Origin of the sequence: Paenibacillus segetis, from assembly GCF_014639155.1 — a bacterium.
In the GTDB taxonomy this organism is placed as follows: domain Bacteria; phylum Bacillota; class Bacilli; order Paenibacillales; family Paenibacillaceae; genus Fontibacillus; species Fontibacillus segetis.
Genome location: NZ_BMFT01000003.1, coordinates 312,934 through 328,636, shown reverse-complemented (window position 1 = coordinate 328,636; position 15,703 = coordinate 312,934). Strand labels below are relative to the sequence as shown.

The 15,703-nt window shown below is 40.7% G+C and carries 12 protein-coding genes; 9 read left to right on the top strand and 3 right to left on the bottom strand.

Going from position 1 to position 15,703, the window contains the following annotated elements; genetic code table 11:
• Positions 1 to 240 precede the first annotated feature (240 nt).
• The 5 genes from IEW05_RS20725 (at position 241) to IEW05_RS20705 (ending at position 6,503) form a co-directional block, all read left to right on the top strand.
• Complete coding sequence (locus IEW05_RS20725; RefSeq protein ID WP_188541770.1) at positions 241 to 2,829, top strand: family 78 glycoside hydrolase catalytic domain; 2,589 nt, start codon at positions 241 to 243, stop codon at positions 2,827 to 2,829.
• Between the two features lie 132 nt (positions 2,830 to 2,961).
• The gene (locus IEW05_RS20720) at positions 2,962 to 4,419 is read left to right on the top strand and encodes a family 43 glycosylhydrolase (RefSeq protein ID WP_188541769.1); all 1,458 of its coding nucleotides are present in this window, start codon (positions 2,962 to 2,964) and stop codon (positions 4,417 to 4,419) included.
• A 2-nt stretch (positions 4,420 to 4,421) separates the two neighbouring features.
• On the top strand, positions 4,422 to 5,549 hold the full coding sequence (locus tag IEW05_RS20715) for a GDSL-type esterase/lipase family protein (protein WP_188541768.1): 1,128 nt from the start codon (positions 4,422 to 4,424) through the stop codon (positions 5,547 to 5,549).
• 327 nt (positions 5,550 to 5,876) lie between these two features.
• The gene (locus IEW05_RS20710) at positions 5,877 to 6,170 is read left to right on the top strand and encodes a hypothetical protein (RefSeq protein ID WP_194434150.1); all 294 of its coding nucleotides are present in this window, start codon (positions 5,877 to 5,879) and stop codon (positions 6,168 to 6,170) included.
• Positions 6,171 to 6,182: 12 nt separating this feature from the next.
• On the top strand, positions 6,183 to 6,503 hold the full coding sequence (locus tag IEW05_RS20705; protein WP_188541766.1) for a hypothetical protein: 321 nt from the start codon (positions 6,183 to 6,185) through the stop codon (positions 6,501 to 6,503).
• A gap of 718 nt (positions 6,504 to 7,221) precedes the next feature.
• On the opposite strand, the gene IEW05_RS20700 is transcribed toward IEW05_RS20705, so the two are convergent.
• On the bottom strand, positions 7,222 to 8,154 hold the full coding sequence (locus IEW05_RS20700; protein WP_188541765.1) for a carotenoid biosynthesis protein: 933 nt from the start codon (positions 8,152 to 8,154) through the stop codon (positions 7,222 to 7,224).
• A gap of 137 nt (positions 8,155 to 8,291) precedes the next feature.
• Here IEW05_RS20700 and IEW05_RS20695 point away from each other — a divergent pair, with 137 nt between their 5' ends.
• Both IEW05_RS20695 and IEW05_RS20690 read left to right on the top strand, forming a co-directional pair.
• On the top strand, positions 8,292 to 8,834 hold the full coding sequence (locus IEW05_RS20695) for a TetR/AcrR family transcriptional regulator (RefSeq protein ID WP_188541764.1): 543 nt from the start codon (positions 8,292 to 8,294) through the stop codon (positions 8,832 to 8,834).
• 1,562 nt (positions 8,835 to 10,396) lie between these two features.
• Complete coding sequence (locus IEW05_RS20690) at positions 10,397 to 10,588, top strand: hypothetical protein (protein WP_188541763.1); 192 nt, start codon at positions 10,397 to 10,399, stop codon at positions 10,586 to 10,588.
• Between the two features lie 56 nt (positions 10,589 to 10,644).
• Here IEW05_RS20690 and IEW05_RS20685 read toward each other — a convergent pair whose 3' ends face one another.
• Positions 10,645 to 10,935 carry a transposase gene (locus IEW05_RS20685; RefSeq protein ID WP_188541762.1) on the bottom strand — a complete coding sequence of 97 codons (291 nt, stop codon included), beginning with the start codon at positions 10,933 to 10,935 and terminating at the stop codon, positions 10,645 to 10,647.
• 306 nt (positions 10,936 to 11,241) lie between these two features.
• Positions 11,242 to 11,451: a helix-turn-helix domain-containing protein gene (locus IEW05_RS25650; RefSeq protein ID WP_194434149.1), complete on the bottom strand. Its 210-nt coding sequence runs from the start codon at positions 11,449 to 11,451 to the stop codon at positions 11,242 to 11,244.
• 540 nt (positions 11,452 to 11,991) lie between these two features.
• Here IEW05_RS25650 and IEW05_RS20680 point away from each other — a divergent pair.
• A complete protein-coding gene (locus IEW05_RS20680) occupies positions 11,992 to 14,889 on the top strand; it encodes a family 78 glycoside hydrolase catalytic domain (RefSeq protein WP_188541761.1) in 2,898 nt (965 codons plus the stop codon).
• Between the two features lie 324 nt (positions 14,890 to 15,213).
• Positions 15,214 to 15,366: an alpha/beta hydrolase fold domain-containing protein gene (locus tag IEW05_RS26150; protein WP_188541760.1), complete on the top strand. Its 153-nt coding sequence runs from the start codon at positions 15,214 to 15,216 to the stop codon at positions 15,364 to 15,366.
• Positions 15,367 to 15,703: the final 337 nt, after the last annotated feature.

Here is a 15,703-nt window from a genome sequence, read left to right as displayed (position 1 = left end):
CATGTATTGCCAAAGAAGAATAGCATAGAACTCAATATAAAAGAAAAGTGAAATTTAAATTAAAAATAATTTATAACGATATATTTGTCCAATAAAGGAATTGAAAACGGATTCTTATTGGAAGGTAGTACAGATGAAAAAGATAGGTTTCTATCCGAGTTTGATTAGAATTTTGTAAGGTGCACTAACCATTAATTGAAGGTATATAGAAGTAGTATTTGGATGAAAGGAATGTAAAAAATGAAAGCAATTAATTTAAAAACAGAATATCTTGTAAAACCTATTGGAATTAGTACGACCAAGCCACGCTTCTATTGGAACTGTGATGAAGGAGAAAGTCAGAGTGCTTATCGGATCATATCTAAGCGGGATGGAGTACTTACATGGGACAGTGGGGTAATTAGGTCTGAACATATGACCCATATCCAGTATGAAGGTGTACAGCTTAAGAGTAGGGACAGAGTGGAATGGTCTGTGAAGCTGTGGGATGAGCAGGGTCTCGAGGGTGAATGGACGAACTCTTGGTTTGAAATCGGACTTATAAAAAAGGACGATTGGAAGGCAAAGTGGGTCAGCGGAAATTATAAACCAAAGAAAAATATGCGATATCCAGTAGATTGTTTTAAAAGAGAGTTCAAAATTGATAAAGCGGTTTCCAAGGCACGACTTTATATTACAGCTTGTGGATTATATGAGGCTAAAATCAACTTTGAAAAGATTGGTGATTTTTGCCTTGCACCAGGATGTACGGACTATAGGTATCGCTTACAATGCCAGACCTATGATCTCACCAGTATGATAAATAATGGGGTTAATATACTTGAATTACAATTAGCTGACGGCTGGTACCGCGGATCCACAGGATGCTTTGGATTTACAAATGTATATGGCCGTCAGACAAAATTATTATCTCAATTGGAAATCGGGTATGTGGATGGCACCACAGAGATGATTATCAGCGATGAATCATTTTGTTGGAGTAACGATGGACCAATCCGGTTTGCAGACCTTAAGGATGGAGAAATTTATGACGCTGCTTACGTTCCTACCTATCAAGGAATGGCTAAACGCACAACTGAAGAAGTAGTACCTACTGCATCTAATAATGTCGATTTGAAGGAACATGAGATCTTTGAAGCTGAGCTTATCACAACTCCTTCAGGTAAGCAGGTTCTTGATTTTGGACAGAACATTGCAGGATTCCTTGCATTTAATATAAAGGGAAAAAAGGGGCAGGAAATCACGTTGCGATGTGGTGAAATCCTGGATGAGCAGGGGGAATTTACACAGGAAAATATGCAGGTGAAAAAACCAGTAAAGGAAATTGGCAAGATAAAAGAAATATTATTTATTAGCGGAAAAAAACTGAAAGATGAGATGCAGGCAACTCCCAAGCAGGAAATTAAATTTTTCTGCAGTGGCAAGGAAGATCATTACAAGATGACTTTTTCTGTCTTTGGTTTCCGTTATGTGATAGTTGAGTCAGATATTGAATTTGAAGCTTCTTCATTTCGGGCTATTGCGGTATATTCTGCAATGGAACAGACAGGTAGCTTTAATTGTTCCAACGAAGCAGTTAATCAATTTGTTAAAAATACTTTATGGAGTATGAAGGGGAATTTTCTTGATCTACCCATGGACTGTCCAACACGTGAACGATTGGGGTGGACTGGCGATGCTCAGGTTTTCTTCCAAACAGCGACCTATTTTATGGACGTTCCTGCATTTTTTCGTAAATGGCTTTATGATGTAAAAGATGGACAATTAAAAAATGGAAAATCAAGCGCAGTAATTCCATATGCGGGAGCACGAGCTTTATATGATAGTACAGGGGGGTCTGTTGGATGGGCTGATGCAGTTGTATTGATTCCATACCGGTTCTGGAAATGCTATGGTGATCAAAGAATGCTGGATGAATTTTATGAAGTCATGCGCAAATATGCAATGTATATGATAAAGAATTCAGGATATCGTGATAAAAAACAGGATAAATTGAATCCTTACCATAAATATGTCTACGAAAAGGGAATGCATCTTGGCGAATGGCTGGAACCAGAGGAATTTATGGATAAAAGGATTGGACCGCGAGTTCTTCATACAGAGATATGTACAGCCTATTTGCATTATACAATGACATGTATGGCAGAAGTGTCCGATGTATTAGGAAAGAAAGAAGATGCAGTATTATTTCGAGAATATGGAGATGGCGCTAAAAAAGCATATAATTTTTTGTATCTAAAGCAAGGAAGTATAGATACAGATCGGCAGGCAAAATTAGTGCGCCCTTTGGCATTTGGCATAGCAAGTGGTGAAAAGAAAAAGAATTTGGAACAACGCCTGATCCAGGTAGTCAAGAGCAGGGATTACCGAATTGGTACAGGATTCTTATCGACCCCGTTTATACTACCAGTACTGTCTCAGGCTGGTGCACATGAGGTGGCGTATCGGATGCTTGAGAATGAAAAGTCGCCAAGCTGGCTTGCAGAAGTGAAGGCTGGTGCTACAACGGTATGGGAGGACTGGGAAGGGAAATTTAGTCAGAATCACTATTCTCCTGGTGCAATGTGTGAATGGTTGTTTCATACTGTTGCAGGAATCCGTGTGAGTGGTGAAAACCATTTTATAATTTCTCCATTACCAGGAGGTACATTTTTTTATGCAGAGGCAGAATATAAGAGTCTATATGGAAAAGTAACAAGTAAGTGGATGAAAACAGATGCAGGGTATTCTTTGGAAATATTTATACCAGCTAATACCTCAGCAGATATACAACTACCAAATGGTGTAAATCAGGTGGTTGGCGCTGGCAGACATGTATATATGTTTTAAATGGAAGATTTACAAAGTGTGAATTTAATCATAAAACAATGAGCAGAGTGACTCATAATGAAATCGACATAAAGTTGAATGAAACTCTAAATGAAGTGTTAAGACAGAGAATAATGAGAGGAGATATTTTATATGAAAAAATTACAAGTATTCAATCCGTACCTACCGGCTTACGAGTATATCCCGGATGGTGAACCACATGTATTCGGAGATAGGATTTATATATTTGGAAGCCATGACAGATTCGATGGAGAAAAGTTTTGTCTAAATGATTATATATGTTATTCGGCACCAATTATGGATTTGACTGAATGGAAATATGAGGGTGTCATCTATAAAAAAACACAGGACCCACGCATGTCAGATGGAACGCATGAATTGTGGGCTCCCGATGTGGTTCAGGGAAAAGATGGGCGTTACTATCTTTACTATTGTCCGGATGACAGCATATTGTCCATAGGCGTCGCTGTATGTGATACACCAGCGGGAAAATATGAATTTCTGGGAGTAGTGAAAGATAAAGAAGGAAGGTACATTGGGGAAAGAGAGGGTGATACGATACAGTTTGATCCAGGTGTGTTTGTAGATGACGATGGGACAATATATCTGTATTCCGGTAATGGACCAAGAGTACCAGAGGATATAGGTAAGGAACCTAAAGCTTCGGTCATTATGACATTGGAAGACGATATGGTAACCGTTAAAAGGGAACCTCAAAAATTACTTCCAGTACTGGGCGATGAAGGGAGTGGGTTTGAAGGGCATGAATTATTTGAGGCAAGTTCCATCCGGAAAATACATGGGCTCTATTATCTTGTATATTCCTCAGTTAATCTGCATGAACTATGTTATGCGGTGAGTGATCGGCCTGATGGAGGCTTTCAGTATGGTGGAGTCATCATCAGTCATTGCGATATTTTTGAAGGTACAAATAGAAATAAACCTATATACTGCTTTGGAAATAATCACGGTGGTATCGAATGTATCAATGGGGAGTGGTATATATTTTACCACCGTCAGACAAATAGAACCGTATTTTCTAGACAAGGCTGTGCAGAAAAAATTCGCATTCTTGAGGATGGTAGTATTCCGCAGGTGGAGGTTACCTCATGTGGCTTAAATCAGGAACCACTTCTTGGAATTGGAACCTATCCAGCAGGAATTGTATGTAACCTGTACGGAGATAAAGGAGCTACTTTTTCTCATCCGATGGCTATGGGAATGGAATATCCCTATGTGACCCAAGAAGGACAGGATTATGAGCCTGGAGAATCGGATGTACCTCCACGACAGTATATTACTAATGGAAAAAATGGAATGGTGGCAGGATATAAATATTTTCAAGTTGATGAGATAGCATATGTGTCCGTCAAGATACGTGGAACTGCCAGTGGAAAATTGATAGTTCGTACTTCACCACACGGAGAGAGCGTGGGATATATACCTTTGGAACCGTGTGTAGAATGGAAAGATTTTTATGGGGAAATTCAATTTTTTAAAGGAATTCATGGTATTTTCTTCTGTTATGAAGGCACCGGGGTGTTGGATTTATTAGAATTTACATTACATGAAAATGAGATGGTGGATTAAGTATGGAACAATGGGTTAGCACATGGGGACAGGCACATACGGAAATAAAATATTATAGTCCGAATTATAAAGACAGTACAATGCGTTTAGCCATAGCAAATAATCTGAATGGTGAGAAACTACGGCTTCGTGTTTCTAATATTGAAGGAAAAAAGCCATTACATATTGTTCAGTCTATGGTAGACAATGTACAGAATCAGCAGCAATGTATATTATTTAGAGGAAAAAAGGAGGTGGTACTACTCCCAGGAGAAGAAAAATACAGTGATCCGGTTATAATGCCAGTGAGATCTGGTGAGTTTTTGACCGTAAGCATGGCATTTCAAGGGTCTGTCATATCTGGTAATAGCATTGAAGAATGTGTGCAGTGTAGCAAAAAGGGGAATTATGTGGAACACTCTCAGTTTAAAACGGTGCACAGGAGTAAATCGGCATGTTATCATGACATGCAACAGTCAATTCCGGCACTATCATCGATAGAAGTATTTACTGTAGAACAGGCCGAAACTATTATCTGTTTTGGGGATTCAATTACACAGCAGAGTTTTTGGACAAAACCTTTTTGCGATGAACTATATAGGAATAAACCGGGAGAAGTATCGGTTGTAAATAAAGGTATTGGTGGAAATCGATTACTGAAGGGGTCGCCTGGTGGATTATTAAAGTTACTTGGTAAAGCTGGAATTGAGCGCTTTGAACGGGATGTACTGGGAGAAGCAGGAGTTAAGACCGTAATCCTGGCAATTGGTATTAATGATTTTGGTATGGGTGGTAAACCAGGTCAAAAGGATTGGACGTCAGCTGAACAATTAATTGAAGGTTATGTTAATATTTTGAAGAGAGCAAAGAATAAAAATATCAAATCAGTAGGAACAACACTACTTCCTAGAGGTGGATCTTTGGGATATCGACCGGAACAGGAAAGAGAAAGGCAAAAGTTTAATGATTGGGTCAGATCAACTGATATGTTTGATAAAATTATCGATTTTGATTATATCCTTCGTGACCCTAGAAATACTGAACAGATGAACTTTGTTTATGATAGTGGTGACCATCTTCATCCAGGTCCTGTAGGAGGAAAGAGGATGGCAATGCAGGTATTACAGGAACTCTACGGTATAAATAATTGATATTTCAATAATAACAAGAAGTAGGAGCTTTAAAGATTATTGAAAGGTACAAGTTATGGGAAAAGGAAGAATATGATTTCCCGGTTATAGGAAAGTTTATTCCGAATATTGTTTCATACATTCATGATGAAGATAATAATATCAGGCTGGCAATCCTTGTAGTACCAGTTGGCGGATATTGTATGGTATCTCATATGGATTTTTGATTTCTATGATGCTCAAGGTCTCCTAGATGAAATGGTCTCTCCTGCTCTTCTTTAACTACCGGTCGCTACAATTGAAGATTGTCCACTTGACTAAAATAAAGTAGGGTACAACTGCCTGATTGTGCCGGAGCAAAGGTCGGTATCTTACAGCTTTCTGCTAAAAGTAAAGGACATGCTTGAAAACCATATTCCAGTGATTTGGATTGGTGAGAAGCCAGAGCATGCGAAATGGAAGTTGTTGATGAATCAAGTTTGGGAAGACCAGAGATTGATTCGCTTATCTTCGAAAGATCAAGTAATTGAAGCTCTGCAGAAGCGCAGGATTCGTCCAAATGTTAAGCTGGAAGGGACCATGAATCTCGCAATTGCGGCAAGAGAAGATGAGGAGAACGGAATTACGTATTGCATGGTTTAAGGGTACAATGTGGTGAAGAATTCTCCGGATGATTTAAACCCAGATGAGCTAGCAGTAAGTACACTTTACCGAAAAGGAACAAGCAAAGGAACGTATCGTTGGCCAGGTGAGAAGAGCCGGAAAATTGATCAGGTCAGTCTAAAGGGTACTAGAAAAGTCTATCAGTCCAATTCATGGAACGGAGAAAAAATCCCTATTGATTCTATAGAAAACAACGGGCGTTGTGAGGGACAAATCTCCATTGAAGAAGATAATTTTGTCTTATTGGGTGTTGTTAATGGAACTGAAAGATCAAACCTTAAAATTTCACACCAGAGGAGAAGACTTATATAAGAAGTAGGTTTTCAGCGGCATCCAAACAATTCATTTTTAGCGACTGTCGGTTTTAATGGACTTAGCCGTTTATTCATTATTGATCCAAAAACAGAGTTGTATGTGGAATCCATTTATCCTGTGAATCCTAACGTCAAGGGTGGTGTATCACCATTTGATATTGTTCAAACTAATGAAAATATCATTAAACCGCTTCAGATCTACTATTTATATTGAACTCTTTCCAAACTGACTGATGAAGATGGATGGCTTAACAAGGAGTATACTTATAATGGTCTACATTTGAGCATTTCCAGTTGTGAGATTGTTATATTCAGAAATATTTGTAAGACTAAAATAGGTGTCCCCTTAGCCCATGCTGGCTAATGAGATACCATTTTTTATGAGGAAGAGGAAAAACGATAAAAAGGTTAAATATGCCCAAAAGCACAACAATCAACTTCCTTTCGTACATTATCGATTGCAAGAAAAATGTTTACAATAAGTACGAAAATTGTATAAGCAGTTTCTTAATGAATTCTGGGTAAATGTACTCCTATTTTCAGAGCATATCGGTATTCAGATAGCAGACCTAGATAGCCTGTGATCCCCTCGAAGGTCGCCTTATTTACTTTATTAAAATAAGCCAAAAAGAAAATATGCGACCGTTCACTGGCGAATACCAGGGAATGATCGCAGCTTATATGTGTCAGTTTCTATTTACACTACAAAATACCTTTTAGTTAGGATTAACCTGTTTACTCAATGTATTTTGGCCTTTTTTATAAATCCAGATCAAATAAGTGCAATGGATTATAGAAACAATTACTATTGGTAGAATTGCTTCTGTTATTCCCATAATAATAGCATTTACAAGCGCATATAGGTCAAGAAAAACGGGGATCGTTATCATTAAAGCATCTTTTCTTTCTATAGCTTTATTATGTTTAGCGAATCTTATTAATATGAACAAACTAATTGAATAATTGAAACAGAGCATTACGAGTTCTGCAATTTTTGAGTTCATGCTTGCGAACGGTACGCCAAATAATAAAAATTGATTTATAGGTGTAATGAGCAACAATACTGTCACAACAATAGAAATTAATGGATAAGCCACAGCAACCCAATTCTTATGACTTCTATTGTACCAATTTCTACCTATTGCCACTGCTGCTGCGAAGAATACCATCATTGTTAACCATCCCGAGAAATTAGAGAAAGGGATGTTTACATAACCGCCTTCATAATATTTTGTCCAATTCCATTGACCCTCGGAGACACCATTAATAATATGGAGATCAAAAACTGAAGTTGGGTCAAGTGTCAAATCTTGAATTGAAGCAAGAACACCTACACCTAACGGGATTGCCCATTTAGGCAATTTAAGATGTTCGACTAGAATCATAGATACATAGAAGATTGCACCTTCTATAAAAAGAATGCTGAGGGGCACTTTTCCAAACATCATGACACGATCGAGGCTATAGTAATATGTGCCGGCAAATACTCCAATGTTTTCAAAAATTCCTGCGGTAAGCATATAGCATGATAGCTCCAGAATCCGATTCATCGGCTTTTCTTGTTTTATTGCATGTGCAATACAGAAAAACAATAATATGCTACCGATAATCTCATTGATAAACCAACTAATAGGTGTACCAAAAATCATATAGGTGTACCAAAAATCATAATATTATCCACTCCTTTTATAATGTTGACACGTGTAAACATTTTGAATTATATTATTAAAATAGTATAGCAGTCAATTCAGTAGAGTTAATTTATACACGAAAGGGATAAATGTAAATGTACACAGGTGAGAATCCGAAAGCTCTGTTATCGATTCAATTATTATCAAACGCATTAATGGAAGAATTGGATAGCAAAAAATATGAGAATATTACTATAAAAGACATATGTAGAACCGCTGATGTTTCTCGACAAACTTTTTATAATATTTTTAACACGAAAGATGAATTATTAAGGTTATGTATTAAAGATATTTTTGAAGAGATAATGAAAAAAAGAAGTTCAGAAGAACATATGGATGCTAAAACATCCCTAAGCATCTTTTTTGAAACATTTTATAGTAAAAAATCATTTATGGATATTATAGTAAAAAGTAACCTTGAATATATTATGATTGAAGAGCTTATGTTATCCATAACTAATCTTGCTCAAATATCAGACACAGAAGGTATTGTTTCGCATATGGATTATATTTTGGCTTTCTATTCAGGTGGACTTGCTCAATATTTGTTTCACTGGTGTAAAGATCCTAATAGGATAAGTCTTGAAGAACTGATTCAAGTTTTATCAGAACTAAGAGTACCATTTATAACTTCTTAAAAACTCACTTTGTAACAACTACAGTGAAATTTTTAAGCCTCTACTTTAATTCTGTTGCATATCTGCTGACTATGGTAAAACCAATGGATGAGGTGGAGATACTTTTGCGAATAAAAGCTCTTCTCAGACGTGCACACACTATTTAAAACCATATCTAGTTAAAGAGATGTAAAATTAAGTTCCGATGCTCTGACTGTGATCCACAAAGAGTAGGTTCAGATATTCTGCCCGGAGGAATTTTACCTGATTTATAGACTGCTTTCTTGTCAGAAAAATATTTACTCGTGTTCAATAAATGGACGAAATATGGGAATGAACGTAGGGAGTGCAGAAAATACAGTTAACGTTCATATTAATCGTCTACATAATCGTCTTAAATGGCTATCAATTCTTACTGTAAGGGGACTTGAGTATAAGGCTTCGAAAAAAACTGATTGAAAAGCAGTTCTGTTGATTGTCTTAATTTTGGTGAAGAGGAGCGTAGCATTGGCTAAATAAATCCTCCACTCTGGAGGTAACATCTTGTAAGGTAAATAGTCGGTCGAAGTCGGCGATTGTTAATTTCGAGCTAAAATTAACACTTCTTCATGAGGTCGCCTCGTTTCGAATGGTTTATAGGGGACAAACACTTTTTCGAATGAGTGCTCTTTTTGCTACCTTTTTGCTTAATCAACTGACCTGATTGAAAAAAACTAAACAAGCGCAGGTTGGTGGTTTGATCTGTGGTCTCAATGATTGGTTGAATTGTAATACATTCATCCGTGTTTATTTTGATTATGTAAACACTTGTGGACTATATGTTGATTCGGACAGGTATTATATATGAGCTTTTCTTTAGAGAACTTGGAACTTAATTTCTAAGGTCACGTTGAGCATGACTATTGGAGTGATGGTTCACATTAGAAGTACATTGTCGCGCTTATTTCGTAAAAGGATAGATTGAACAAATTAATAAGAAATTGTTTACACTAAAAATAGTTCCAATATATCTTCGGTAGGGGTCTGTGAAACTTAAGTTGGAGTTGCTTTAATGGCTTACACTTATGCGGTAATCAATATTGTGGAAAATGAAGGTATTAATGTGTATGAAAAGCAATTGATCTAACGCTATCTATAGCATTTAGAAAGCAAATTGTCTGAGGACGAGATGCTTTTTTGGGTGCGTCCAGCATGGGCGTCATCTCTACTGTGAAAATCCTGAGCGGAGGCTGGCAAGCGCCTACCGTTTACCATGGCAAGGGTGTCCACTGTGAGGTGAAATCTGAAGGAAGCCGGAGGCAAAAGCACGACCTGAGGTACACGAATCCAATGTGAGACGGTGGCAGCCGAATGAGTCACCACTACATAACAAAATCCAAAGCTGCCAAGGACTGCAGCCTTAAACTTGGACAGGTACGGGCTGAAAGATGACGTTCTTACCTGGGGAGGCCTGCCGGATGTGCAAGAAAAAAACTTGTAACCGCAGCCGGGAGGCTGCGCCGAACCGGTAGGAGTCAGGTCATAGTATGTTAACTGTGTCAACAGCTTACGGTAGGGCTGAACCGAAAGGAGAGTGAAAACCGATGCGTTCGTATGAAGAGCAACGACAGCAGAATATCTCGCTAGTGAGATTGCTGCAAAGAGAAGGGGGAAGCCGCCAGGGTATGCCGGAGCGCCGAGTTCTTCGTCGGCACAAGTCGTCCTTTCCTCTCGCTAAGCAGAGAGCAATCTGCTGGAGCGAATGCTCGAAGGAGACAACCTCGGCTCGCGTATAAACGAGTGATACAGAACTGTAGAAACACCCGGTGTGGACAATGTAACGGTAGCGAATCTACAAGCGTACTTGAGAACACATTGGGAATTGCAGTTCGATTCGGTTAAGCCACGATGCGTACGTTGGAGTGTAGACTAATTCTACATTGTTAGCTGCGGCCCAGTTCTTTACTTTGAGGTGCAAATGCGTAGAAAAATTGTCCAGAATGATGAACAAACATACCGACCGGTGATACCGGCACCGAAGCACATGGAAGAAGCGAAGAATATCCTGATGCTTCTTCGTTTTTGAAGCATGGTCATACAACTGATCTGTTTTAGAATTCAGAGCAGCAAGCAGATGTTTCACACCATGCGGTCGGTTGTAGGTCGCCCGCAGCCAAATCGGTCAACGTATTTGAAACCAACCTTTCCCGCGGTAAGGTTGAAGCGAGAGTGTACCAAACTCAACCATATAAATTATACGCCCGTCTGCTGGAGGGGTGTGCTAGAAGTATTCGATTCGTTTTTTAGACTCTAATTCCGGATCGCTTGATTCCTTCCACGTTTTGTTGTTACGTGAATTTGGCTTCACCCACGATCACCCGTAGGGTTTCGATGGAGATGTAAGAACAATCTTACGTTCCTCCATGGCTTGTTTCGATTTAGAGAGCGATCAATGGGTAAACGGATAACCAGCCACTTTAGGAGGAATTTGAGCAAGTTCAATGATCTCCCCTACGTTTTTCGAAGTGAAGGTGGGCGGACGTCCTCCGCCGTATTTCGGCTTTAATGAAGGTAACCCGTCTTGATTAAATCGATGAATCGTATGCAGGTTATGTTCACCTGAGAAATGATAAAGCCCGCTGATTTCAGGGGATTTCATTTTTTGAGCAGAGCCAGAATGAGCAAAGCTCGACGGACCTGAACCGGATCGGCTCTCTTACAGGCAATCCGTAGGAGGTGGTTGCCTTCTTCCTGAGTTAAGTCACGAACAAAATAGTCATGCCGCCCTCGAGAGTTGGATTTACATATAATAAACCCGTTTTCCCAACTATGATCTCTGATGGAGCACTAGCTCTGCCTTGCAGAATTTAATTGGTTGTTGATAATCAGATAAGACATCAATGTGTCAAATAAAAAAATTAAAATTTAAAAATATGTGATTATATGTACAATTCAGTATTATTGATTTGTAAACGATTATTACAATGAATATATAGATTCATGCGTTAAAAAAACAGCAACACGCTCCCCTAAGGCATTTTTTATCCCTTGGGCTATTTTCATAGAATTAGACGGAATCTTACCAATAAGAAGTCTGAATTCTGTTAGAGCCAGATAACTGGATAGAGTTATAGTTCTGTTATAGGCTAATCTTCACGTGCGTCTATTTGCTGTTGGCACATCAGAGGGGGAATCAAAAATGACAGAACTCAATGTATTTAATCTTACAGCGGAGTACCGCAGTCAATTGCTGGGAACTGGAGTCACCCGACCAAGAATGAGCTGGCAGTTGGAGTCGGATAAGAACGGCACATATCAGACGGCATACCGGGTACAGGTCAATGTTTCCGGTGAAGATTTCATTGCACCGCTTTGGGATACGGAAAAGGTAGAATCGGATTCTTCAGTTCTTGTGCAATATGAGGGACCTGAACTTCGATCCTCGACCCGATACTATTATCGAGTCAAAGTCTGGGATAATTTCGGTAGAGAGTCGGAATGGAGCGAAGCGGGATGGTGGGAAACTGCTCTACTAGATGTTCGAGAATGGAAGGCAGCCTGGATTACGCCAGATCCGCAGCACATTAATCCTCAAGTAGATCCGGCTTTTATGCTTCGGAGGACAGTTCATCTTGAAGGCGGTGAAATCGCTTCAGCACGGATCTATGCAACTGCATTAGGAGTATACGAATTGTATTTAAATGGAGCGAAGGTCGGTGAAGATCTGCTTGCACCAGGTTGGACGAGCTATAATAAACGTCTTCAATACCAGACCTACGATGTAACGAAGCAGGTAAGAGCGGGGGACAATGCGGTTGGCATAATGCTTGCAAACGGATGGTACAAGGGACGTCTGGGATGGGAGAATCAATCTAACCATTACGGCGAACGAAGAGCCGCCCTCGTTCAGCTTCATATCAGCTATGAAGACGGTTCAGAAGAAGTTATTGTTTCGGACGCCAATTGGCGAGGATTAACAGGCCCTGTACGGTTCTCTGAAATATACGATGGTGAAACATATGACGCACGTTTGGATCATCCTGGATGGAGTGAGGCTACCTTTGCCGACGAGGATTGGCAACCGACAGTAACTCTTAACCATCCATTTAGTGGGCTTCGGGCTCAAGAGAACGTGCCTACACGTATAACGGAAATCCTCAAGCCGGTGTCCGTTATCCTGACACCTTCTGGGGAGACAGTGCTTGACATGGGTCAGAACATGGTGGGGCGAATCCGGATGCAGGTGGAAGCGCCGCGGGACCAGATCATCACACTTACACATGCCGAGGTTCTGGATAAAGATGGAAATTTTTACATTGGTAACATCCGTACAGCCAAGCAGACCGTGAAGTACACGGCAGCAGGAGCGGGAAAGGAGAGTTATGCACCTCACTTCACCTTCCAGGGCTTTCGATATGTAAAGATTGAGGGCTATCCGGGTCAAGAGAACGGCTTGCCTCTTGAAGCATTTACAGGAGAAGTAATTCATTCCGAAATGGATCGAACAGGTCACTTTGAATGTTCGGATGAGATGGTCAATCAGTTACAGCGCAACATTGTGTGGGGACAGCGGGGGAATTTTCTAGACGTTCCGACCGATTGCCCGCAGCGCGATGAGAGGCTCGGCTGGACCGGTGATACACAGGTTTTCGCAGGGGCTGCTTTATTCAACTATAATGCCTCGCCGTTCTTTTCGAAGTGGCTCCGTGATTTGGCAGCTGATCAGTTGCCGGACGGTGGCGTACCATTTGTCGTGCCAAATGTGCTTTCAGGCTATTCATCGGCAGCCTGGGGGGACGCGGCGACAATTGTACCATGGGCAGTGTATTCCGCTTACGGGGATAAGCGTCTGCTGTCTGAACAATACAGCAGTATGAAGGCATGGGTGGATTATATTCGTTCGCAAGGTGACAAGGAGCATGTCTGGGATACCGGATTCCATTTCGGTGACTGGCTGGCACTCGATGCAAAAGAAGGCAGCTATATAGGAGCGACCCCAAGCCTTATGGTGACGGCAGCCTATTTCGCTTTGTCGACCCGCATTGTCCGGGATACCGCGGAAGTGCTCGGCTATATTGAAGACGCAGCTTATTATGGTAAATTGGCCAACCGCATTGTCCAAGCTTACCGTAACGAATTCATTACGCCGAACGGCCGGGTAGCTGCCCAGACACAAACTGCGCAAATTCTCGCACTGACCTTTGATCTTGCAGACCCGAAAGACCGACCGAGAATCTCTAAAGAATTGAACGAGATGATAGTAGACAATGACTATCACTTGACAACTGGTTTTGTTGGCACACCGTATCTCTGCTTCGCACTATCAGACAATGGCTACCACGAAACGGCAGTGAAGTTGTTGCTTCAGCAAACTTATCCCGGCTGGCTGTATTCCGTCAGCAAAGGGGCAACGACGATTTGGGAGCATTGGGATGGTATTAAGCCGGACGGATCCTTCTGGAGCGATGACATGAATTCTTACAACCATTACGCATATGGAGCTATTGGCGAATGGATGTACCGGCGAATTACAGGGTTGTCTCCAGAGTCTGGATCACCCGGCTACAAACGAATCCAGATTGCGCCAAAGTTTGAAGGCGGCCGCCTGAGCTATGCCAAAGCACATTTTCGTTCAATTTACGGAGTAATCGAAGCAGGTTGGGCATTTCGCGGGGAACAAGTGGAAGTGAATGTAGTGGTGCCTCCTAACACAACAGCTGATATCAGGCTGCCGGACGTAAAATTAACAGCGGTCCGTGTGAATGAAGATCTGTTAAGTGAAGGAGGCGGAATCCTACGGATTGAGCAGAAAAAAGACGCTGTGTTCTTAGAGGCGGGATCTGGGAAATATGTTTTCACATTCCCGAGAAGTGCTGCAACGTATCGCATTTGGACACCGGATATGCACTTCAGTGAGCTTGTCCAGTGGGAGAGTGCTCGGCAGATTCTGGACCAGCACGCACCAGGGCTAACGGAAAATCTGGGATTACTCCGTAACTTTCCGTTAGCTGCCGCTGCATTTAATCCGATGGGCAGCGTAATATCAGAGCAACAATATGAAGTAATCTCAGCAGAGCTGAGCCTTATCAGCGAATAGAGTTGTTACTTAAAAAGGAGGTATTAAGCATGATCACCGAATAGTATCGTTTACGGTCAGCAGATAAATATAATTATCCCGTCCGGGGTGAGTTTGTTCCTAATATTGTGACATACATTCATGACGAAGATGACCGAGTTCGACCTGCAATGATAGTCGTTCCAGGCGGCGGCTATTGTTTGGTTTCAAATTCGGAAGGATAGCCGGTAGCCAAAGAGTTTAATGATAAAGGCTACAATACTTTCGTTGTTACTTATACAACAAATTTGTTGATGGATAGGCCTTGAAGTTACAGCCTTTAAGGGTTTATCCCGAGCGGTTGTATTGGTAAGGGGAAAAGCGGAAAGTTTTCGTATTCATCCGGATAAAATAGCAATTTGCGGTTTCTCTGCAGGAGGGCATCTTTGTGGTAGTTTAGCTGTTCATTTTGATGCAGAAGAATTGATTCCTGAAGGTGATTATACAAAAAAACAGTAATCGTCCAAATTTGGTAATTATATTCTATCCTATCCGGTAATCACATCAGGGGAATTTGCCCATAAGGATTCATTTAAGGCCCTTTTTGGTGAAGATGCTAAGCCAGAAGAATTAGCGAAGCGCCTTGTACGTGGGAGTACCAGAAAACGAAGCGCTCGGAAGACCCGCTATGGATTTTCAGAAAACAATGGCCACAACTGCACATTAAGGCAGAAAGAAACGCTATTCCTTTGAATATGCAGCAGAATTCAGCGGAAGCTACGGGCAAGACTACGAAGATTTGTTCTGGTGGGTGAAGTGGAGTCTAATGTCTGGAATGAATGCACAAGTGCTGCAT